This window comes from Ralstonia sp. 25C (genome assembly GCF_051904805.1).
GTDB lineage: Bacteria > Pseudomonadota > Gammaproteobacteria > Burkholderiales > Burkholderiaceae > Ralstonia.
In genome coordinates, this window is sequence record NZ_CP196737.1 from 1,409,918 (window position 1) to 1,430,348 (window position 20,431).

A 20,431-nucleotide genomic window follows, 5' to 3' on the forward strand; every position below is an offset into this window, starting at 1 on the left:
CGCCTCCACCGCCGTTTCCGGCTGCGGCGCGGCCATGTCGTCGTCCTGCGGCTCGATGGGCTCGATCATGTCTGTCATGGTCGTCACCGCAGCTTCAAGGTCGACAGGCCGATCAGCACCAGCATCATGGTGATGACCCAGAAGCGCACGACCACCTGCGTCTCCTTCCAGCCGGACAGCTCGAAATGGTGGTGCAGCGGCGCCATGCGGAACAACCGCCGGCCTTCGCCATAGCGTTTCTTGGTGAACTTGAACCAGGTCACCTGCAGCATCACCGAGACGGTTTCGGCGACGAAGATGCCGCCCATGATGAAGAGCACGATTTCCTGACGCACGATCACGGCGATGGTGCCGAGCGCCCCGCCCAGTGCCAGCGCGCCGACGTCACCCATGAACACCTGCGCCGGATGCGCGTTGAACCACAGGAAAGCGAGCCCCGCCCCGGCCATCGCCGAGCAGAAGATCAGCAGCTCACCCGCGCCCGGAATGTGCGGGAACAGCAGGTACTTGCTGTAGACCGCACTGCCCATCACGTACGCGAAGATGCCGAGCGCGCTGCCCACCAGCACCACCGGCATGATGACGAGGCCGTCCAGGCCGTCCGTCAGGTTCACCGCGTTGCTCGAACCAACGATCACGAGGTACGTGAGGATGATGAAACCGAACACGCCCAGCGGGTAGCTGACTTCCTTGAAGAACGGCACGATCAGGTGCGACTTGGCCGGCAGGTTCAGGGACAGGCCGCTGCGCACCCAGTCCATGAACAGCTCGAGCACGCGCATGTTGCTGGTCTCGGACACCGAGAACGCCAGGTACGCCGCCGCGAACAGACCGATCAAGGTCTGCCAGAAGAACTTCTCGCGCGAGGACATGCCCTTGGGGTCGCGATGGACCACCTTGCGGTAGTCGTCCACCCAGCCGACGGCGCCGTAGCCGAGCGTGACCAGCAGCACGATCCAGATGAAGCGGTTGCCCCAGTCGGCCCACAGCAGCGTGGACACGGCAATGCCGATGAGCACCAGCACGCCGCCCATGGTCGGTGTACCGGCTTTCACCAGATGCGTCTGCGGGCCGTCGGTGCGCACGGCCTGGCCCACCTTCATTGCCGTCAAGCGACGGATCACAGCCGGCCCGAACCCGAGGCCGATCACCAGCGCCGTGAGGGACGCCATCACGGCCCGGAACGTCAGATAGTTGAAGACGCGCAGGAAGCCGTAGTCGTTCTGCAGCCATTGCGCCAATGCCAATAACATGGGTTCTTACATCCCTTTAATGCTTCTGTTGCATGGAAGAGCCGGCCGACGATGATGTAGCCGGGTCTTTCAAGACCAGCGCTTCCACAATGCGTTCCATCCGCATGAAGCGCGAGCCCTTCACCAATACTGTCGCGGCCTGCGCAATGCCCGGCACGCCGTGTTCAATCAATGCTTCAGCCGATGCGAAATGCTGTGCGCCGGCGCCAAACGCATCCACCGTGTGACGCGCCAGTTCGCCGGTTGCCAGCACGGCATCGATGCCGCGCTCGCGGGCGTACGCGCCGATCTCTTCGTGGAATGCGGGGCCTTGCGAGCCGACTTCACCCATGTCGCCCAGCACCAGCCAGCGCGGTGCCGGCAGCGTCATCAGCGCATCAATGGCCGCGCGCACGGAGTCGGGATTCGCGTTGTACGTATCGTCGATGACGAGGCCACCATGTACGCCAGCCTTGCGCTGCAGCCGGCCCTTGACCGGCGCGAAGCTGCCCAGCGCCTGCGCAATCACCTCGGGGGCGACGCCCGCAGCCAGTGCGCAGGCCGTTGCTGCCAAGGCATTGCGGGCGTTGTGCAAACCCAGCAGCGGCAACGTGATGACGAACTGCTGACCGGGCGCGTGCACATCGATACGTTGGCCCTCGGCGGTATCCGCCACCTTGCCCGTGACAGCGCCGGCCTCGATACCGAAATCGAGCACACGACGCGACCCCGCCGCCGCTTGCCATACCGCTGCATATTCGCCACCGTTGGCCACATCGCGCGGAAACACCGCTACGCCATCGGCCGGCAGCGCGGCCAGCACAGCCGCGTGTTCTTCGGCCACCGCTTCCACGCTGACCATAAATTCCTGATGCTCGCGCTGGGCGTTGTTGATCATCGCCACGGTCGGCTGGGCGATGGCGGCCAGCACGGCCGTCTCGCCCGGATGGTTCATGCCGAGCTCGAGCACGGCCAGCTTGTGCTGCGCGTTCAGTCGGAACAGCGTGAGCGGCAGGCCGATGTCGTTGTTGAAGTTGCCGGCGGTCGCCAGGCGGGCGTCTTCGCCCTCGGCCTGCGCGAAGATCGCGGAGATCATCTCCTTGACCGTGGTCTTGCCGTTGCTGCCCGTCACCGCCACCACCGGAATCGGAAACTGGCGGCGCCAGCCGGCGGCGAGTTCGCCGAGTGCGATGCGGGTGTCGGCCACCGTCAGCACGGCCACGCCAGACACATCCAGCGTGGCAGCCGGCGCACGCGAGACCAGCACGGCCGCCGCGCCACGCGCCACCACCTCGGGCAGGAAATCGTGCGCGTCAAAGCGCTCGCCGATCAGCGCGACAAACAGATCGCCGGGCTGCACGGCGCGGCTATCGGTCGTCACTCGCAAGATGGCCGCATCAGGCCCGGCCAGGTAGGCACCGGACATCCAGGCGGCGGCATCGGCAGCGCGCATCATCGCGGGGCTCATGCGTTCACCCCGCGGGCAGCGAGTGCCAGGCGCACGTGTTCCTGGTCGGAGAACGGGCGCTTGCGGCCAGCAATCTCCTGCGTCGACTCATGCCCCTTGCCGGCCACGACGATCACGTCATGGGCATCGGCATGCCGCACCGCGTGCAGGATGGCCGCAGCGCGGTCTTCGATCTGCGCCGCGGCGCGCGGGTTGTCCATGCCGTCAGAAATCTCGTCGAGGATGTGTTGCGGGTCTTCGCTGCGCGGGTTGTCGGAGGTCAGCACCACGTGCTGCGCCAGACGCTCAGCGATGGCGCCCATCTGCGGGCGCTTGCCCGGGTCGCGGTCGCCGCCGCAACCGAACACCGCCCACAGCTTGCCGCCGCGCGCTTCGGTGATCGGCGCAAGCGCGCGCAGCGTCTGCTCCAGCGCATCGGGCGTGTGGGCGTAGTCGACCACCACCAGCGGGCCGTCTTCGCCGCCGAAGCGTTCCATGCGGCCGCTCACGGGCTGCAGCTTTTCCAGGCGCGCGATGGCGTCTTGCCACGGCACACCGGCGGCCAGCAACGCACCCAGCACCGCTAGCAGATTCGACACGTTGAACAGGCCGACGGTCGGCGCATGCACGGTCGCTTGGCCGAAGCTGCCGTCCACATCGAAGGTCGTGCCGGTGCGATGTGCGCGCACGTTGATCGCGCGCAGCCATTGCTTGGCGCCGTGCTGCGCGGCAGCTTGGCCATCAATGCCGTATTCGATGGTCTCGACATCGGCGCGGGCGTTCTGCAGCAAGCGCACGCCGGCCGCGTCGTCGCGGTTGATGACCGCCGCACGCAGCCCCGGCCAGCCGAACAGGCGCGCCTTGGCGAGCTCGTACTCGGCCATGGTGCCGTGGTAGTCGAGGTGGTCTTGCGTGAGGTTGGTGAACACCGCAATGTCGAAGCGCGTGCCGTCCACGCGCCCCTGCTCCAGGCCGTGCGACGACACTTCCATGGCGATGGCGCGAGCGCCGGCGCGGTGCAGATCGGCCAGGCTGTGCTGCAGCTGGATGGCGTCTGGCGTGGTGAATCCGGTCACTTGCAATGCGTCGACAAAGCCGGTGCCAAGCGTACCCACCACTGCGCAGCGCTCACCTTGCTTGGTCAGCGCTTGCGCAATCCACTGCGAGCACGACGTCTTACCGTTGGTCCCCGTCACACCAATCACGCGCAGCGCCTCCGGCCCCGGCACGCCGTACCACTGCGCCGCCAAAGGCCCCGCCAGTTCGACCAGGCCATCCACAGGAAGAATGCGGACAGGCGCATCGGCCGGCATCGCATAGCCGTGGGCCTCGGCCAATATGGCGGAGGCCCCGGCCGCGATGGCCTGCGGAATGTGCGGACGACCATCGCCACGCTGGCGCACGTTGCCGAGCACGTAGGCGACAAACACGTCGCCGGTCTTGAGCTTGCGCGTGTCGCTGGTGAGATCAGCCCCAGCCGGCACTTGCGCGCGCAGCCAATCCACCACGGGCGCAAGGCGCGCGGCGATGGACGGACGAGCGGACGTCGGCTTGGCTGTCATTGCAAGCCCCCCACCGGTTCTTCCGGCACATCCGGCGTCATCACGAGCTGACGTACGGGCGAATCCGGCGGCACGTTCAATGCGCGCAGGGTGCCACCGGTGATTTGCGAGAACACCGGGCCGGCCGCCCCGCCGCCGTAGCGGTTGCCCACCGTGGGCTCATCCACACTCACCGCCACGATGATGCGCGGGTTCGACATCGGTGCCAGACCAATAAACGAGGCGCGGTACTTGGAGCGGTCATAGCCGCGGCCGGTGTGCTTCCAGGCGGTACCGGTCTTGCCGCCCACGCGGTAGCCCATCACCTGCGCCTGGGGCGCGGTGCCGCCGGGTGCCGTCACGGTTTCCAGCATCTGACGGACTTGCCGCGCCACCTCCGGCGAGATCACGCGCTCGCCCTGCGGCGGCTGGCCATTGGTGCGGTACATCGTGATGGGGATTAACTCGCCGTCGTGCGCAAAGATCGTGTACGCATGCGCAATCTGGAACAGCGATACGGACAGGCCGTAGCCGTACGACATGGTCGCCTGCTCGATGCGGCGCCATTTGTTGGCCGGCCGCAGCCGCCCAGCCACCGCGCCAGGGAAGCCGATCTTGGGCGCCTGGCCCAGGCCGACGCTGGTGAACATGTCCCACATTTCCTGCGGCTTGAGCGTCATCGCAATCTTGGTCGTACCGATGTTGCTCGAGTGCTGGATGACCTGCGCGACCGTCAACGTGCCGTAGTTGCCGGTATCGGAAATGGTGGCGCCTTCAAAGCTGTATTTGCCGTTGGTCTGCACCAGCGTGGTCGGCGTCACACGCTTGAGCTGCAGCGCCAGACTGATGGTGATCGGCTTCATCATCGAGCCGGGCTCGAAGGTGTCGGTCAGCACGCGGTTGCGCAACTGCTCGCCCGACAGGCGGCTGCGGTCATTCGGGTTGTAGGTCGGGTAGTTGGCCAGCGCCAGCACCTCGCCGGTCTGGGCGTCCAGCACGATGGCGCTGGCGGCCTTGGCCTTGGTGCGCTCCACCGCGGCCTTGATCTCGTTGAAGGTCAGGTACTGGATCTTGGCGTCGATGGACAGCGTCTGGTCATGCCCATCGCGCGGCGCCTTGAGCACGCCCACGTCTTCCACCACGCGGCCCAGGCGGTCCTTGATCACCTGACGCTGGCCAGCCGCACCGGCGAGATCCAACTCGCGCGCCAGCTCCATGCCTTCCTGGCCCTTGTCCTCGACATTGGTGAAGCCGACGATGTGCGCCATCGCCTCCCCTTCCGGGTAGAAGCGCTTGTACTCACGCGTCTGATAGATGCCGTCGATCTTGAGCGCGGCAATCTGGTCGGCCACATCCGGCAGCACTTGGCGCTTGAGGTAGACGAAGCCCTTGTCTTCGCCCAGCCTGGCGGCCAGCTCCTTGCCGTTCATGCCGAGCAGCTTGGCAAGCTTCTGCATCTCGCCGCTGGGCACGTTGTCGGGCACGTCTTCCGGCACGGCCCAGATGGCCTTTACCGGCAGGCTGGTCGCCAGCACCAGGCCATTGCGATCGAGAATCTTGCCGCGCGTGGCCGGCAGTTCCAGCGTGCGCTGGAAGCGCTTCTTGCCCTCGGCTTCATAGAAGCGGTTGCCCGGGCCCTGAATCCACAGCGCGCGACCGATGAGCGCCACGAACGCCGCAAACATCAGGAACACGACCAGCTTCGAGCGCCACATCGGCAGGCGCAGCCCGAGCACCGGGCTGGCCGAGAACTGGCCCGGGCGTGCGCGCGCCGTGGTGCCGTTTGGTTTGCGTGCTGCGCTCATGGCTGAACTCCAGAAGCCGTGGGCGCACTAGCTGCGGCGGAGGAAGCCTCCATCGACGGCAAATCGGCAAACCCCTGCAGATACTGCGTGCGGCCCGCCTGCGCGGGCGACATCTTCAATTGCTTGCTCGCAATGTCGGCAATGCGAGCGCTCTTGCCCAGTGCGCTCTGCTCATATTGCAGGCGCGACCAGTCGATATTCAGTTGCTTTTCTTCCGCCTGCGCGCGATCGAGCGCGACAAACAGTTGTCGCGCCTGATGCTGTGCGTTGACCAGCGACAGTGCACACAGCACCAGCGCGGTCAGCAGGAACATGTTCAGGCGGTTCATATCCGGCGGCCTTGTCGATCAGCAGCGCTCAGCCACGCGCATGATGGCCGAGCGCGCACGCGGGTTGGCCGACACCTCGGCCTCCGACGGCTTCACACGGCCCAGCAGGCGCAACTGCGGCGCCGGCAGCTCATGCGCACGCAGCGGCGCCCGACGCAGTTCCGGTGCGGCGGATTGCTCCGGGCGCGCCAGGGCCTGCATGAAGCGCTTGACGATGCGGTCTTCCAGCGAATGGAAGCTGATCACGACGAGACGTCCCCCAATTTCCAGGCGATCAAAGGCGGCCTTCAGACCGGTTTCGAGGTCCGCAAGCTCTTGATTGACGTGAATCCGTAAAGCTTGAAAGGTGCGGGTCGCAGGGTCTTGACCCTTCTCGCGTGTCTTGACGGCTTGCGCCACGAGCGCGGCAAGCTCGGATGTGCGATCGAGAGGACCTCGATCCCCGGATTGGCCCCGGCGAGCAACAATCGCCTTTGCAATCTGTACAGCAAACCGTTCTTCCCCATAGTCCCGTATCACCCTCGCAATGTCGCGCTCGTCAGCCTCGGCCAGCCATTGGGCTGCGGTGATGCCGCGCGTGGTGTCCATCCGCATGTCGAGCGGGCCATCCATCCGGAACGAGAAGCCACGTGCGCCTTCGTCGATCTGCGGCGAGCTGATGCCCAGATCGAGCAGCACACCGGCCACCCGTTCAATGCCGCGCGCATCCAGGCACTGGGCCATCTGCGCGAAGCTGTCATGCTCAATAGCGAAGCGGGCATCCTCTACGGTGCCCGCTTCGGTGATTGCTGCCGGGTCCTTGTCGAAGGCGACAAGTCTGCCGCCGGGCCCCAGCCGTTCCAGGATGAGCCGGCTGTGCCCGCCCCTCCCAAAGGTTCCATCTATATAGATACCGTCGTCGCGCCAGATCAGCGCATCGACCGCTTCGTCTAAGAGCACCGTTTGATGGCGCAGTCCCGTACTGGCTTGGGTTGTCATCTCGCGTCATCAAAAGGAGAAATTCTTGAGGGCGTCGGGCATGCCTTGCGCCATGGCGGCTTGCTCCTTCGCGGTGTACGTGGCGGCGTCCCAGACTTCGAAATGGCTGCCCATGCCGAGCAGCATCACATCGCGTTCAAGGGAAGCCGCGGTGCGCAGTTCCGGGGTGATGAGGACACGGCCGGCGGTATCAAGCTCAACATCAGCGGCGCTGCCCAGGAAGATCCGCTTCCACCAGTGGGCTTCCATCGGCAGCGCGGCAATGCGCTCGCGAAAGCGTTCCCACTCCGGGCGCGGAAACAGCATGAGGCATCCGTCCGGGTGCTTGGTCACAGTCACCCGGCCCTCGGCCTGCAGCTGAAGCGCTTCGCGGTGCCGCGACGGAATGGACATCCGCCCTTTGGCATCCAGCGTCAGCGCCGACGCACCCTGGAACACGTTGGATTCTCTCTCCGGACAGCCGCGACGTTCACGATCGCGCCGTCAACTGGGCCACAAAACGGCCTCTTCAAACCACAAAACTACACTTTCTGACACTGTTTCCCACTTTAGAGGAACGATTTTGGGCGGTCAAGGCTTGTGGCGGCCTGCGAGAGGGAAAATTTGCAATCAGAACAATGACTTAGCGCGACCCCGAAACAGGCTCACACGACTTTTCCCAATCAAATGAAGGAGATAGCGTGGATTATGGAGAAACCACGTGAGAGAACGCCGGGCAGCCAGCACCCGCGCGGCGCACAAAACGCCGCAACGGGTTGACTCCTGCGAACGGGGGAGCGTGGTGCGCCGTCAAGCGACGCAGCACGGGCATCAAATGCGGTAGGCGGTGCTGGTCATGACGCGTGACGCGGCACGCATGGCTTGGCGGATGGGCGCCGGGAGATCGATGCCGCCGGCCTGGCGCGCGTTGTCGCCGTGGCGGATTTCGTCGTCGCGCATCTGGGCGACGATGGCGCGCGAGCGGGTGTCCTGTTCGGGCAGTTTGTCGAGATGGCCGTCGAGGTGGTGCTCGACTTGGCGCTCGGTCTCGGCAACGAAGCCCAGGCTGATCTTGTCGCCCAGGCGGCCGGCTACGGCACCGATAGCGAACGCCCCGGCATACCACAGCGGGTTGAGCAGGCTTGGGCGGTCGTTCAGTTCTTGCAAGCGCTGGGCGCACCAGGCAAGGTGGTCTTCCTCTTCCCGCGCGGCTTCGTCGAGTTGAGCGCGGATGGCAGGGTCGCGCGCGAACAGCGCTTGCCCTTGGTACAGCGCCTGGGCACAGACCTCGCCTACATGGTTCACGCGCATCAGGCCGGCGGCATGGCGGCGATCGGCCTCGGAAAGCTTGGCGGCATCGTCCATTTGGGAGACGACGGCATCGGCGGGGTTCGGACGGCTGGCGCGGGTGACGCCGGCCACGGCGCGCAGGGCGCGGTCGAATTCGGGGAGGAAATGATCGAGCATGCGGATCGAGCCTGAGAACGCGCCGCGGCAACGGTGCGGCGCAGACGTCATTGTAAGGCCGCCGCCGGTCGCGGCTTTGCTCGCGATCAGATCCGTGGCGACCAAACACAACTGTACGGGATAACCCTGTTGGTACGTGGATCGCATCCAAAACCGTGAGGAATCGCCGGCGCACATCGGGCTTCTATTTCCGATTCGGAAACAGCCTGTTGTCCGGATCAGACAGCAAACGCGCGTTTACGAACATTCGTTCGCAAATTTCGACCGAGCCCTGTAACGCGTTGCTACATTAGTTAGCGGCTTCGTTTGAAAGTCATGGGGCGGGAAGACGGGAACGGAGGGTCTGCCTGCCACCGAACTCAATACATAAGATCTGGAGACCGACCGATGAAGAAATCGCTGCTGGCATTGGCAGTGCTGGGCACGTTTGCGGGTGTTGCGCAGGCGCAGTCGAGTGTGACGCTGTATGGCGTGGTCGACGCCAACGTCGAATACGTCAACCATGAGCAGAACGTAACGGCGGCGGGCGTCGCCATTCCGGGCAGCAGCGGTTCGCGCCTGGCGATGCAGGCGGGCGGTCTGTCTTCCAACCGTTGGGGCTTGCGCGGCGTTGAAGACATCGGCGGCGGGCTCAAGGGCCTGTTCGTGCTGGAGTCGGGCTTCTCGATGGATGACGGCAAGTCGCAGCAAGGCGGTCGCCTGTTCGGCCGGCAGGCGTTTGTGGGCCTGCAGGGCAACTGGGGCAAGATCACGCTGGGCCGGCAATACACCACGATCTTCGACATGATGGCGAACTTCTCGCCAAGCGGTTATGGCACGCAGTGGGAGCCGGTGGTTGGCCTGCTGGGCGCGAACTTCCGCGAAGACAACGTGATCAAGTACAACGGCACGTTCGGCCCGCTGACGGTGGAAGGCCACTGGGCATTCGGCGAGCGCGCAGGCAGCCAGACCGCCAACTCGGCCTACGGTATCGGCGCGAACTACTTTGCCGGCCCGTTCGGTTTGGGCGTGGCGTATGACGAAGTGAAGGTGCTGACGGCGGCGGAAGCACTGGGCCTGTCGGGCGGCAACGACTACGCACGCGACAAGCGCGCGGCGATTGCCGCCAGCTACACGGTCGGCCCGGTCAAGGTGATGGGCGGCTACCGCTACGGCAACACGCAAACCCAGTCGACGGGCGCCGTGTCGGCGCTGCTGCCGCACCGCGACGATCTGTACTGGCTGGGCGTGAACTACCAGGCAACCAACGCACTGGGCCTGACGCTGTCGTACTACTACGACAACATCAAGGAAGCGACCGTCGGCACCACGGTGGTCAACCCGCGCAAGCCGCAGCAGTGGAACTTCATTGCGGACTACAACCTGTCCAAGCGTACCGACGTGTATTTCACGGCGGCTTACTCGCGCAATGCGTCGCTTAACTGGGATTCGATCGGCTATGCGCCGACGGCCGCGGGCCAGCAGTCGATCGGCTATCTGCCGGCGGCGTCGCAGACGTACTTCATCACGCCGGAGTCGAACAGCCAGCTGGGCGCGGCCGTCGGTATTCGCCACAAGTTCTGACGCGCAGTTTTGTTTTTGCCCGCCGCCCCTCTCCTTGGCGGGCGCAGGAAGGCACCTTCGGGTGCCTTTTTGCATGGGCCGCCGTTGAGCGAGCCCCCGGCCCGGCGCAAAATGAGCGGCCTTCATCACCACAACAATGCGAATCCCACCGGAGACCCCTATGTCCTCTTCGACTTCGCCAACCCTGGCCGCGCCCGCCACTGAGGCAGCAGGCCAGACCAGCCGCTCGCGCATCGTGTTTGCGGCGTTCATCGGCACGGCCATCGAGTTCTACGATTTCTACGTCTATGCGACAGCCGCCGCGCTGGTGATCGGGCCGGTGTTCTTCCCGCACGGCTCGGCCACGGCGCAGGCGCTGTCGGCGTTCGTCACGTTCGGCATCGCCTTTATTGCGCGGCCGATCGGCTCGTTCCTGTTTGGCCACTTTGGCGATCGCATCGGGCGCAAATCGACCTTGGTCGCGTCACTGCTGGTGATGGGGGTGTTGACCACCCTGATCGGGCTGGTGCCGGGGTATGACAGCATCGGCACGCTCGCGCCCGTCCTGCTGTGTGTATTGCGCTTCGGCCAGGGCATCGGCCTGGGCGGTGAATGGGGCGGCGCAGCGCTGCTCGCTACCGAGAATGCGCCAGCAGGCAAGCGCGCGTGGTTCGGCATGTTTCCGCAGTTGGGGCCCTCGGTGGGTTTCCTGGCGTCGAACGGGTTGTTCTTCGGACTGGCGATCGCCCTGTCGGATGAGCAGTTCCGCAGCTGGGGCTGGCGCGTGCCGTTCCTGGTGAGCGCGGTGCTGGTGGCGCTGGGCCTGTATGTGCGCTTGAAGATCGCCGAGACGCCCGCCTTCCAGGCCGCCATCGATCGGCAAGAGCGTGTGAAGGTGCCCATCGCGGAATTGCTGGCGCGCCACTGGTGGCCGACGCTCTTGGGCGCGCTCGCCATGGTGGTCTGCTACACGCTGTTCTATATCTCGACCGTGTTCTCGCTGTCGTACGGCGTGAGCACGCTGCACTTCTCGCGGCCAAGCTTCCTGGGCTTGCTTTGCCTGGCGGTGGTGTTCATGGGGCTGGCGACGCCGCTTTCCGCATGGGCGTCGGACCGCTTCGGGCGTAAGCCGGTGCTGATCGTCGGCATCATCGCGGCCATTCTGTCGGGCTTCACGATGGCGCCGCTGCTGGGTAGCGGGCAGACGCCGCTGGTGGCGCTGTTCCTCATCATCGAACTGTTCCTGATGGGCGTGACCTTCGCGCCGATGGGTGCGCTGCTGCCGGAGCTGTTCCCGACCCACGTGCGCTATACGGGCGCGGGGGTGTCGTACAACCTGGGCGGCATTCTGGGCGCGTCGATTGCGCCGTATATCGCGCAGGTGCTGGCGGCACAGGGGGGCTTGAGCTGGGTGGGGATGTATGTATCGACGGCGGCGGCCGTCAGCCTGATCGGCGTGCTGTGCATGCGTGAGACGCGCGACGCGAGCTTGATGTAAGCCGCGTCAGTCCCACGAACTGCCGCCGGAGCGCCCGCGCTTGATATCGCTACGCGCGCGCTTGCCCTCCAAACGGCGGATCTTGGATGCGCGCGTGGGCTTGGTAGCAATGCGCGACTTGGGCACCGACAGCCCAGTCGCGATGAACGCCGCCAACCGCTCACGAGCATCCTGGCGGTTGCGGTCTTGGGTCCGGAAGCGCTGCGCGTCGATCACGAAGACGCCCTCGTCGGTCAAGCGTCGATCGCGCTTTGCCAACAGGCGAGCGCGCACCGCTTCCGGCAACGAAGGCGATTGGGCGATGTCAAAGCGCAGTTCCACCGCCGTCGATACCTTGTTAATGTTCTGCCCACCGGCCCCGCTTGCGCGCACGAAGCGCTCGACCAGTTCCGATTCCGGAATGGACAAATGGGGTGTGATTTTGAGGTCGGTGGTAGGCATGGCGGGATTGTAGTTCGCCGGAATGCCCATCCACCGAGTTCGACTGGAGAGATCAACGCATGTATCACGGAGAACGTTTCAACGGCTTCAGCCACTTGGTGGGAGCCATCCTCGCCGCCGCCGGCATGGCGGTGCTGGTGACAGCCTCGGCGCTGCACCACGATGCCTGGAAGGTGGTCAGCTCCGTGGTCTACGGCACCACGCTGGTCTTGCTCTACACCATCTCGACGCTGTATCACAGCCTGCGCGGGCCAGCTAAAGGCATCTTCCAGCGGCTGGACTATTGCGCCATCTACCTGCTGATTGCCGGCAGCTACACGCCGTTTGCACTGGTGACGCTGCGCGGCCCCTGGGGCTGGACGCTGTTCGGCGTCAACTGGGCGCTGGCGGCCATCGGCATTGCGCAGGAACTCTGGATCGGCCGCCGCACGCGCGTTATCTCGCTACTGATCTACGTGGTGATGGGTTGGCTGGTGCTGATTGCCATGGGGCCGCTAGCGGCCGCCCTGCCCGCGCCGGGCCTGTGGTGGCTGGTGGCAGGCGGAGCGCTCTATACCGCAGGCATCGGCTTCTTTGTCTTTGACGAGCGCGTGCGGCACTTTCACGGCATCTGGCATTTGTTTGTGCTGGCGGGCAGTGCGTGCCAGTTTGTGAGCATCCTGCTGTACGTGGGCTAAGGCGCGGCATCTGCGAGCGCGGCGCAACGCCTCGCCGCGTTCACGCATCTCAGCTTCGCAGGCTCATCCGGCCTGCACTCCGTGCCCGAACTGTGCCCGGTACAGCGAAGGCGTCAGCGCAAACCGGCGCCGAAACGCCTTGGCCAAATGGGCCTCCGAGCCGAAGCCGGTATCGCGCGCGGCACGTTTGACGGACTCCCCGGCTTCGAGTCGCGCCTTGGCCGCTTGCAGCCGCAAGGTCTCGAGAAATGCGCGCGGCGTCATGCCGGTTTCCTTGAGGAAGCGACGGTGAAAGCTGCGCGGAACCTCGCCGGCGGTCTCGGCCATGCGCTCCACGTCGATCGGCTCGTGCAGGTGAGCACGCAGCCAGTCGATCAGTTCGGCGTACTGGCCAGATTGCGCTTCCAGCGTCAGTGAATACTGCGATTGGTTGCCCATCCGCCGTACGGACAGGATGAGCTGCTTGGCCACCCGCGCGGCCACCCAGCGCCCGAGATCCTGGTCGACCATCGACAGGCACATATCAATGCCGGCCGTCACGCCGCCCGAGGTCCACACCTTGCCGTCCTGCACGTAGAGCGCATCTGGCTCGACGGCCACGTCAGCGTAGTGCCGCGCCAGCAAATGCGCCGACGCCCAATGCGTGGTGGCGCGATGCGTGTCGAGCAAACCCCACTGCGCCAGCACGAACGCGCCGGTGCACACCGAACCGAAACGCCGCGCCAACGCACAGGTATCGCGTGCCCACTGGGCCAGCGGCGCGTCGGTGGCGGCCGCAACCAGCCCGTCGCGTTCGCCGCCGGCAATGATCAAGGTATCGACGTCCGCAGGGGGCAGCGCCGCCAGCGGTTCCGTCTCCAGCGCGATGCCGTTGGAGGAGCGCACGAGGCCGCCCTCTGAGGAAACCGGCACCACCCGGTAGGCCGGCTCCGCATGGAAGGCATTGGCCATGGCGAACACGTCGGCGGGGCCAGCCACGTCCAGCATCTGCACGTGGGGATAGGCGAGTACGGCCACAACCCGCGGAGATGACGGGCGGGCATCCCCACCGGATGTTGAAGTTGCGTGGGCGTGGATCACAAAGCGGAATGGCGCATCTGGAAGTGGCAGAAATCGGCAAGGAATTGTCATTGCTGCCACCGGAGGGGTCAAGCTACCCTGCGCCTTCTTCGATTCGGACACCGATTCCATGCCCCGCCCCTATCCACGCAAGGCTCCAATCACAAAAATGATCGGCAGGGTCTTGTGCGTTTTACTCGTGGGGTTGGCGACCTGCTTTGCGCAGCAAGTGCACCGCGACCCGGGCGGCGTGCCGGCAGCGCCGGATACCGCGGCAGCGCACGCCGTGCGAACGGCCATCCCCGCTAACCGAAGTCACCCTGGGCGCGCACGACCGCTGGTGGCGGTCATCGGACACAACGCCAACACCGAGCTGACGGACTTCGTGGTGCCCTACGGCATCCTCAAGCGCGCAGACGTGGCGGATGTCTATGCCGTCGGCATGGAAGCCGGACCGATCCAGCTGTTCCCGGCCTTTCGTGTCCAGCCCGATGTCGATGTTGCCGCGATCGACGCCCGTTTTCCGGAAGGCGCCGACTACGTGGTGGTTCCGGCGGTGCACGAAGACGACGACCCGGCCTTGCTCGCCTGGGTTCGCCAGCAATGGGATAAGGGCGCCACCATCATCGGCGTGTGCGATGGCGTCTGGGTGCTCGCGCGTGCCGGTCTGCTGACGGGTCGTCGTGCGACGTCCCATTGGTATGCGCGTCAGGCGCTCGTGCGGCAATTTCCCCAGACCGAATGGGTCTCGGGGCAACGCTATGTGGTCGATGACCGCATCGTCACCACCACCGGCGTCACGGCGTCAGTGCCCGTGTCGCTAGCGCTGGTCGAAACGCTCGGCGGTGCGGAGCGCGCGCAGGTGGTGGCCAACGCAGTCGGTGCGCCAAACTGGTCCAGCGCGCATGCAAGCGCGGCTTTCCGGCTCAGCCCGCGCCACGTGTATACGGCCGCTCACAACATGGTGGCGCTCTGGCAGCGCGAGAGCCTGGGTGCCGCGCTACGCCCCGGCGACGACGATGTCGCCCTGGCGCTGGTGGCGGACGCCCATGCCCGCACATACTTCACACGCGTGCTGGGCACCGCTGATACCTTGACTGGCGTGCGCATGGCGAGCGGCCTCGTATTCTTGCCAGATCGCACCAATGCCGACGCGCAGGCCCTGCAGCCGCTGATGGGCGCAACGCCGGCCCAGCCGCCAGTCGTTGCGCTGAACACGGCGCTGACGCGCATCGCGCAACGACACGGCAGCGACACGGCCGCATTCGTGGCACTTCAGCTCGAATACCCGTGGCCCGTGGCAGGGGCGCGATGAAAAAAAAGCCGCGATCTCTCGCGGCTTTTTCCTTGCACTTACGCAGACTCAGGCACGCTTCTTCATCGCCTCGTCGCGCAGCTCACGGCGCAGGATCTTGCCAACGTTGGTCTTCGGCAGCTCGTTGCGGAACTCGATGAACTTCGGGCGCTTATAGCCGGTGAGCTGCTCCTTGCAGAACTCCTGCAGCTTCTCTTCGGTGAGCGTCGGATCGCGGCGCACCACGAACAGTTTGACGACCTCGCCCGAGTGCACGTCCGGCACGCCCACGGCGGCCACTTCCAGCACGCCCGGACACATCGCCACCACGCCCTCGACCTCGTTCGGGTACACGTTGAAGCCCGACACCAGGATCATGTCCTTCTTGCGATCGACGATCTTGGTGTAGCCGCGCTCGTCCATCACGCCCACGTCGCCGGTCTTGAAGAAGCCGTCGGCGTACATGACCTTGGCGGTTTCGTCGGGGCGCTTCCAGTAGCCGGCCATGACCTGCGGGCCGCGGATGCAGATCTCGCCCGCTTGGCCGATCGGCAGGTCGTGCCCCTCGTCGTCGCGGATGGCGATTTCCGTGCCCGGAATCGGCAGGCCGACCGTGCCCGAGAAGGTGTCGGTATTGGTCGGGTTGCAGATGGCCGACGGTGAGGTTTCCGACAGGCCATAACCTTCAATGATCGGACAGCCCGTCACCTCGAGCCACTTCTTGGCCACGGCTTCCTGCACCGCCATGCCGCCGCCGTTGGCCACGCGCAGGTTGGAGCAATCGACGTTCTTGAACTCGGGGTTGTTCAGCAGCGCGTTGTACAGCGTGTTCACGGCCGGGAACATGTGGAAGCGGTACTGCTTGAGCACCTTGATGAAGCCCGGGATGTCGCGCGGGTTCGGGATCAGCACCGCCAGCCCGCCCTTGCGCATCGACAGCAGGCAGCACACCGTCAGCGCGAAGATGTGATACAGCGGCAGCGCGGTGATGGTGACGATCTCTTCGTCCGCAGCCAGCATGCGACCATCGCGGCCCGGCTTGGTGAGCGCCGGGTTCATCCACGCTTCGGACTGCAGCACGTTGGCGACGATGTTCCGGTGCAGCAGTGTCGCGCCCTTTGACACGCCGGTCGTGCCGCCGGTGTACTGCAGGAAGGCCACGTCGTCGGGGCCGACGGAGGTGGGCTTGAGCGTCTGCTTGGCGCCCTCTTCCAGCGCGGTGTTGAAGCGGATGCAGTTGGGCAACTCCCACGCCGGCACCATCTTCTTGACGCTGCGTACGACGAAGTTGACCAGCATGCCCTTGAGGCCGCCAAGCATGTCGCCCATGCTGGCCACGACGATGTGCTTGACCGGCGTGTTGGGCAGCACCTGCTGCAGCGTCGTCGCGAAGTTCTCCAGGATGATGATGGCTTCGGCGCCGCTGTCCTTGAGCTGGTGTTCCAGTTCGCGCGGGGTGTAGAGCGGGTTGACGTTGACGACCACATAGCCCGCACGCAGCACGGCGGCCAACGCCACCGGATACTGCAGCACGTTCGGCATCATCAGCGCAACGCGGGCGCCGGGTGCCAGGCCCCGCGATTGCAGCCACGCCGCCAGTTGGCGCGAGTGCGTATCGATCTCGCCGTAGGTCAGCACCTTGCCCATGCATTCAAACGCACGGCGGTTGCGGTTCTTCTGAAACGAATCCTCAAGCAGATGGGCCAGCGATCGATACTGCGACGCATCGATGTCGGCCGGCACCCCAGCGGGGTACTGCTTCAGCCACGGTTTATCCATGGGTGTGTCTCCTGGGCGATTGTCGATTATTCGAATTTGCGAACTCGCGAATTTTGCGAATGGTCGTTCGTTTTTTTCGGCATCCTACGCGGATGTTTTTGTCAAAACAATAACTTAGACAGTTCCCTCGGGCCCTTGAGGCCGCTTAAAAACGGGTGCATCAACCGCCTTTTGCATCACTTCCCGCTGTGGGCGCCAAGGCGCGCAATGCGGCGTCCCGCTGGGGTTTCGGCTCGCGCGCCAGTGCTTTGACGTCGGCATAGAAGCGCGCCCAGTCGCCGCCGTCGCGGTGGTACAGCGCCGTGAAGGCGGGCACCCATTCCAGGTAGCTCGCCACGGCGCCCAAGTGCGCGTTCGACAGCGGCTGCGCAAACCAGCGGTCGTAGCCGGTGTAGCCGCCCCAGCTTGCCTTCAGCTTGGCGTAATCCGTCTGCAGGCTCGCGAAGGTGGCGCGCTTGGCCGTTCGTTTCTCCTCGTCGGACAGTGAACTCGCGTACAGCGCTTCCAGCCGATCGCGGTACGCCAGCAGCAGGGCGCGGAATTGTACGCGGCGGGCGTCGTATGTGGCGTATTCCGCGCGCGTTTCCGGGGTGGCGGCATCGGCCAGCCAGCGCTCGACGCCAATCGTCTCGACCGTGGTGGCGAAGGATTCGTTGAACGCGGTATCGCCCTTGGCGTAGGCCACCTGGTGCGCCAGCTCATGAAAAATCAGACGCGCCAGCTCGCCCTCGGGCAGGCCGACGAAGGTGTTGAGCAGCGGGTCATCGAAATAACCCAGTGTGGAATACGCAGGAATGCCGGCCACATCCACGTCCAAACCCTGCGCGCGCAGCGTGTCGGCATAGGCCTCTGCGGCATTGCGGTCGTAGTAGCCGCGATAGGTCACACAGCCGACGATGAGGAAGCACCACTCCTTGAGCTTGACCGAGAGCTCCGGCGCGGCAAACACGTTCCACACCGCGAACGGGCGCTTCAGGTTGGCGTAGACGCGGTAGCTGCCGTTATCTGGCAGCGCCAACTCGCGCGAGGCGTAGATGCGGATGCTGCGGGCATCCTCCAGCCGCTTGGCGAGCTTGTCGTTATGCACGGTGCGGGCGTCTTCGATAGCCTTGTCGATCGGCTCGCGCTGCGCCATCAACGAAAGGTGCCCGGTGACCGACTGGTAGTAATAGCCGAGAGTGTCGCAACCGGTCAGCAGTGCAAAACCGGCCAGCGACAACACCACGCACAGCGCGCGAACGCCACGCATCGCGGCCTCGTCAGGCGGCCTGCGCGACGGGCGCGACCTCGACCAGGCAGTCGTAGAAGGTAGGCGCCCGGCCCATGTCGGTCAGGCGCTGGCTCGTCAGCTCGTTGGCGTTGGTGCCGTCGGGCGCCAGCTTCTTCCACCAGATCGACAGGCCGACGACCACGCCGCGCCGCGCGCGATCCGTCACGCGGGCGCGCGCCTGCATGGTGCCGCGGTCGTTGAAGATGCGGACCAGTTCGCCGTCGACCACGCCGCGCGGCAGTGCATCGTCAGGGTGGATGTCGAGGTGCGGCTCGCCTTCGGTGCTGCGCAGGCTGTCGACGTTGACGAAGGTCGAGTTCAGGAAATTGCGCGCCGGCGGCGAGATCATCGACAGCGGGTAACGCTTGGCCAGCTCCGGCGTGCTGATGGCCGATTCGTACGGCGGCACGTAGCCGGGTAGCGGATCGAGGCCGTCCTTGGCCATCTGCTCGGAATAGAACTCGCAGCGGCCGGACGGCGTGCGATAGCCGCCACGCGCGAGTGGCGCGGCGGGGTGCGCCAGCTTCTGCCAGCCCTCGCGCTTGAGCGTTTCCCAGTCGATATGCGCGGCGGCCGGGTCGTCACGGCGGATGGCCTGGGCGGCGATGTCGTCGTCGGAATCGGCAAAGCACGCCTCGGTAAAGCCCATGCGTTGCGCGATGCGGCGGAAGATCTCGGTGTTCGGCAGCGACTGCCCCATCGGGGCGATGGCGGCGTTGTTGGCCAGCACGTAGGTATGGCCGTAAGCCTTGTGCACATCCACGTGTTCAAGCTGCGTGGTGGCGGGCAGAAGGATGTCGGCGTAATCGGCGGTGTCGGTCTGGAAGTGCTCCAGCACCACGGTGAACAGGTCTTCGCGCGCAAAGCCGGCCGCGACCTTGCGCGAGTCCGGCGCCACAGCCACCGGGTTGCTGTTGTAGACGACCACCGACTCCACCTTCGGGCCGAACGATGCATCGCCCGCATGCAGCAGCGCATCGCCGATGGTGCTCATGTTGATGGTGCGCGGCATGTTCGGCCAAGTTGGCAGCAGGTCCGGGCGCTGCAGCTTCGCGTTGTCGACCGGGAAGAAGCCCGACGTCAACAGCTGCAGCCCGCCCGCCGCATCGCGCCACGCCCCCACCAGCGACGGGAGACACGCCACCGCACGCACGCCCTGCCCGCCGCCGTGCGCGCGCTGCATACCGTAGTTCAGGCGGATGGCGGCCGGTTGCTTGTCGCGCACCACCGTCGTGCCGTACAGCGTGGCGAGCCACTCGATGTCCGCCGCGTCGATGCCGCACAGCGTGGCCGCGTATTCCGGCGTGTATTGCTGCGCGCGCTCGCGCAGCGCGTCGAAGCCGAGCGTGTGGTTGGCGATGTAATCGTGGTCGAGCAAGTCGTCGCGGATCAGCACGTGGATCATCGCCAGCGCCAGCGCCGCATCGGTGCCGGGGCGCACAGCCAGATGGCGATGGCACTTCTCGGCCGTCAGCGAGCGGTATGGGTCAATCGCCACCAGCGTGGCGCCGCGCCGCTTGGCTTCCTGCGCGCGCGTCCAGAAATGCAGGTTCGAGGCGATCGGGTTGGCGCCCCAGATCAGGATCAGCTTGGCGTCCTGCACGTGCTCGATGTCCATGCCGAGGCTCGCCCCGTACGTGTAGCGCAGCGCCGTCGCACCGGCCGACGCGCAGATCGTGCGATCGAGCAGCGATGCCCCCAGCTTGTGGAAAAAGCGCGCGGCCATGCTCTCGCCCTGCACCAACCCCATGGTGCCGGCATAGCTGTACGGGAGGATGCCTTCCGGGTTGCGCGCCGCAATGTCGCCCAGGCGCGCGGCGATGGTGTCGAGCGCCTCGTCCCAGGTGATGGGTTCGAACTTGCCCTCGCCCTTGGCACCCACGCGCTTCATCGGCGTAAGCAGGCGGTTCGGGTGATACGTGCGTTCGGTGTAGCGGTTGACCTTGGTGCAGAGCACGCCGGCCGTGGTCGGGTGGTCCGGGTCCCCCTGCACGCGGGTGGCGCGGCCGTCTTCCACGGTGACGAGCAAGGCGCAGGTGTCAGGGCAGTCGTGCGGGCAGGCGGCACGGATGACTTGGGTGGACATCGGGGAC

At 65.5% G+C, this 20,431-nt stretch carries 17 protein-coding genes; 4 read left to right on the forward strand and 13 right to left on the reverse strand.

Features of this window, described 5'->3' with window-relative positions:
- Positions 1 to 83: 83 nt before the first annotated feature.
- From mraY to coq7, 8 genes are all read right to left on the reverse strand, one after another.
- Positions 84 to 1,253: a phospho-N-acetylmuramoyl-pentapeptide-transferase gene (gene mraY, locus ACS7SF_RS06560; protein ID WP_439892229.1), complete on the reverse strand. Its 1,170-nt coding sequence runs from the start codon at positions 1,251 to 1,253 to the stop codon at positions 84 to 86.
- 16 nt (positions 1,254 to 1,269) lie between these two features.
- Positions 1,270 to 2,700: a UDP-N-acetylmuramoyl-tripeptide--D-alanyl-D-alanine ligase gene (locus ACS7SF_RS06565; protein WP_439892230.1), complete on the reverse strand. Its 1,431-nt coding sequence runs from the start codon at positions 2,698 to 2,700 to the stop codon at positions 1,270 to 1,272.
- Positions 2,697 to 4,241 carry a UDP-N-acetylmuramoyl-L-alanyl-D-glutamate--2,6-diaminopimelate ligase gene (locus ACS7SF_RS06570; RefSeq protein WP_439892231.1) on the reverse strand — a complete coding sequence of 515 codons (1,545 nt, stop codon included), beginning with the start codon at positions 4,239 to 4,241 and terminating at the stop codon, positions 2,697 to 2,699. Before ACS7SF_RS06570 ends, ACS7SF_RS06565 begins: the two co-directional genes overlap by 4 nt.
- Complete coding sequence (locus ACS7SF_RS06575; protein WP_439892232.1) at positions 4,238 to 6,025, reverse strand: peptidoglycan D,D-transpeptidase FtsI family protein; 1,788 nt, start codon at positions 6,023 to 6,025, stop codon at positions 4,238 to 4,240. Before ACS7SF_RS06575 ends, ACS7SF_RS06570 begins: the two co-directional genes overlap by 4 nt.
- Positions 6,022 to 6,354 (reverse strand): cell division protein FtsL, encoded by a 333-nt coding sequence (ftsL, locus tag ACS7SF_RS06580; RefSeq protein ID WP_439892233.1) that lies wholly within the window; start codon positions 6,352 to 6,354, stop codon positions 6,022 to 6,024. The genes ACS7SF_RS06575 and ftsL overlap by 4 nt, the downstream gene beginning before the upstream one ends.
- A gap of 18 nt (positions 6,355 to 6,372) precedes the next feature.
- The gene (gene rsmH / locus ACS7SF_RS06585) at positions 6,373 to 7,332 is read right to left on the reverse strand and encodes a 16S rRNA (cytosine(1402)-N(4))-methyltransferase RsmH (RefSeq protein ID WP_439892234.1); all 960 of its coding nucleotides are present in this window, start codon (positions 7,330 to 7,332) and stop codon (positions 6,373 to 6,375) included.
- A gap of 9 nt (positions 7,333 to 7,341) precedes the next feature.
- Positions 7,342 to 7,770, reverse strand: coding sequence for a division/cell wall cluster transcriptional repressor MraZ (gene mraZ / locus ACS7SF_RS06590; RefSeq protein WP_024979191.1), 429 nt, complete (start codon positions 7,768 to 7,770; stop codon positions 7,342 to 7,344).
- A 372-nt stretch (positions 7,771 to 8,142) separates the two neighbouring features.
- Positions 8,143 to 8,778 carry a 2-polyprenyl-3-methyl-6-methoxy-1,4-benzoquinone monooxygenase gene (coq7, locus tag ACS7SF_RS06595; protein WP_426395150.1) on the reverse strand — a complete coding sequence of 212 codons (636 nt, stop codon included), beginning with the start codon at positions 8,776 to 8,778 and terminating at the stop codon, positions 8,143 to 8,145.
- Positions 8,779 to 9,165: 387 nt separating this feature from the next.
- Between coq7 and ACS7SF_RS06600 the strand changes: the two genes are divergently transcribed.
- Positions 9,166 to 10,341, forward strand: a complete 1,176-nt coding sequence (locus ACS7SF_RS06600) for a porin (protein WP_439892235.1) — start codon at positions 9,166 to 9,168, stop codon at positions 10,339 to 10,341.
- Between the two features lie 160 nt (positions 10,342 to 10,501).
- Positions 10,502 to 11,818 carry an MFS transporter gene (locus tag ACS7SF_RS06605; protein ID WP_439892236.1) on the forward strand — a complete coding sequence of 439 codons (1,317 nt, stop codon included), beginning with the start codon at positions 10,502 to 10,504 and terminating at the stop codon, positions 11,816 to 11,818.
- 6 nt (positions 11,819 to 11,824) lie between these two features.
- On the opposite strand, the gene arfB is transcribed toward ACS7SF_RS06605, so the two are convergent.
- The gene (arfB, locus tag ACS7SF_RS06610) at positions 11,825 to 12,259 is read right to left on the reverse strand and encodes an alternative ribosome rescue aminoacyl-tRNA hydrolase ArfB (protein WP_439892237.1); all 435 of its coding nucleotides are present in this window, start codon (positions 12,257 to 12,259) and stop codon (positions 11,825 to 11,827) included.
- Between the two features lie 59 nt (positions 12,260 to 12,318).
- On the opposite strand from arfB, the gene trhA reads away from it, so the two are divergent.
- The gene (gene trhA, locus ACS7SF_RS06615) at positions 12,319 to 12,936 is read left to right on the forward strand and encodes a PAQR family membrane homeostasis protein TrhA (protein ID WP_439892238.1); all 618 of its coding nucleotides are present in this window, start codon (positions 12,319 to 12,321) and stop codon (positions 12,934 to 12,936) included.
- A 63-nt stretch (positions 12,937 to 12,999) separates the two neighbouring features.
- Here the strand turns inward: trhA and ACS7SF_RS06620 are convergent, their stop codons facing one another.
- On the reverse strand, positions 13,000 to 13,953 hold the full coding sequence (locus ACS7SF_RS06620; protein ID WP_439892239.1) for a GlxA family transcriptional regulator: 954 nt from the start codon (positions 13,951 to 13,953) through the stop codon (positions 13,000 to 13,002).
- A gap of 241 nt (positions 13,954 to 14,194) precedes the next feature.
- On the opposite strand from ACS7SF_RS06620, the gene ACS7SF_RS06625 reads away from it, so the two are divergent.
- The gene (locus tag ACS7SF_RS06625; RefSeq protein WP_439892240.1) at positions 14,195 to 15,310 is read left to right on the forward strand and encodes a DJ-1/PfpI family protein; all 1,116 of its coding nucleotides are present in this window, start codon (positions 14,195 to 14,197) and stop codon (positions 15,308 to 15,310) included.
- A gap of 48 nt (positions 15,311 to 15,358) precedes the next feature.
- On the opposite strand, the gene ACS7SF_RS06630 is transcribed toward ACS7SF_RS06625, so the two are convergent.
- The 3 genes from ACS7SF_RS06630 to ACS7SF_RS06640 all read right to left on the reverse strand — a co-directional run bounded on the left by ACS7SF_RS06630 (position 15,359) and on the right by ACS7SF_RS06640 (position 20,424).
- Positions 15,359 to 17,068, reverse strand: a complete 1,710-nt coding sequence (locus ACS7SF_RS06630) for a long-chain fatty acid--CoA ligase (RefSeq protein WP_439892241.1) — start codon at positions 17,066 to 17,068, stop codon at positions 15,359 to 15,361.
- 160 nt (positions 17,069 to 17,228) lie between these two features.
- Positions 17,229 to 18,317, reverse strand: a complete 1,089-nt coding sequence (locus tag ACS7SF_RS06635) for an aminopeptidase (protein WP_439892242.1) — start codon at positions 18,315 to 18,317, stop codon at positions 17,229 to 17,231.
- 10 nt (positions 18,318 to 18,327) lie between these two features.
- Positions 18,328 to 20,424: a molybdopterin-containing oxidoreductase family protein gene (locus tag ACS7SF_RS06640; RefSeq protein WP_439892243.1), complete on the reverse strand. Its 2,097-nt coding sequence runs from the start codon at positions 20,422 to 20,424 to the stop codon at positions 18,328 to 18,330.
- Positions 20,425 to 20,431: the final 7 nt, after the last annotated feature.

Excerpts from the sequence above, each read along its gene's own strand:
- coq7 (WP_426395150.1), bottom strand. The coding sequence starts at position 8,778 with ATGCTCGATCATTTCCTCCCCGAATTCGACCGCGCCCTGCGCGCCGTG.
- ACS7SF_RS06630 (WP_439892241.1), bottom strand. The coding sequence starts at position 17,068 with ATGGATAAACCGTGGCTGAAGCAGTACCCCGCTGGGGTGCCGGCCGAC.
- ACS7SF_RS06635 (WP_439892242.1), bottom strand. The coding sequence starts at position 18,317 with ATGCGTGGCGTTCGCGCGCTGTGCGTGGTGTTGTCGCTGGCCGGTTTT.
- arfB (WP_439892237.1), bottom strand. The coding sequence starts at position 12,259 with ATGCCTACCACCGACCTCAAAATCACACCCCATTTGTCCATTCCGGAA.
- ACS7SF_RS06575 (WP_439892232.1), bottom strand. The coding sequence starts at position 6,025 with ATGAGCGCAGCACGCAAACCAAACGGCACCACGGCGCGCGCACGCCCG.
- ACS7SF_RS06565 (WP_439892230.1), bottom strand. The coding sequence starts at position 2,700 with ATGAGCCCCGCGATGATGCGCGCTGCCGATGCCGCCGCCTGGATGTCC.
- trhA (WP_439892238.1), top strand. The coding sequence starts at position 12,319 with ATGTATCACGGAGAACGTTTCAACGGCTTCAGCCACTTGGTGGGAGCC.
- ftsL (WP_439892233.1), bottom strand. The coding sequence starts at position 6,354 with ATGAACCGCCTGAACATGTTCCTGCTGACCGCGCTGGTGCTGTGTGCA.
- rsmH (WP_439892234.1), bottom strand. The coding sequence starts at position 7,332 with ATGACAACCCAAGCCAGTACGGGACTGCGCCATCAAACGGTGCTCTTA.
- ACS7SF_RS06570 (WP_439892231.1), bottom strand. The coding sequence starts at position 4,241 with ATGACAGCCAAGCCGACGTCCGCTCGTCCGTCCATCGCCGCGCGCCTT.
- ACS7SF_RS06605 (WP_439892236.1), top strand. The coding sequence starts at position 10,502 with ATGTCCTCTTCGACTTCGCCAACCCTGGCCGCGCCCGCCACTGAGGCA.
- ACS7SF_RS06640 (WP_439892243.1), bottom strand. The coding sequence starts at position 20,424 with ATGTCCACCCAAGTCATCCGTGCCGCCTGCCCGCACGACTGCCCTGAC.
- ACS7SF_RS06600 (WP_439892235.1), top strand. The coding sequence starts at position 9,166 with ATGAAGAAATCGCTGCTGGCATTGGCAGTGCTGGGCACGTTTGCGGGT.
- mraY (WP_439892229.1), bottom strand. The coding sequence starts at position 1,253 with ATGTTATTGGCATTGGCGCAATGGCTGCAGAACGACTACGGCTTCCTG.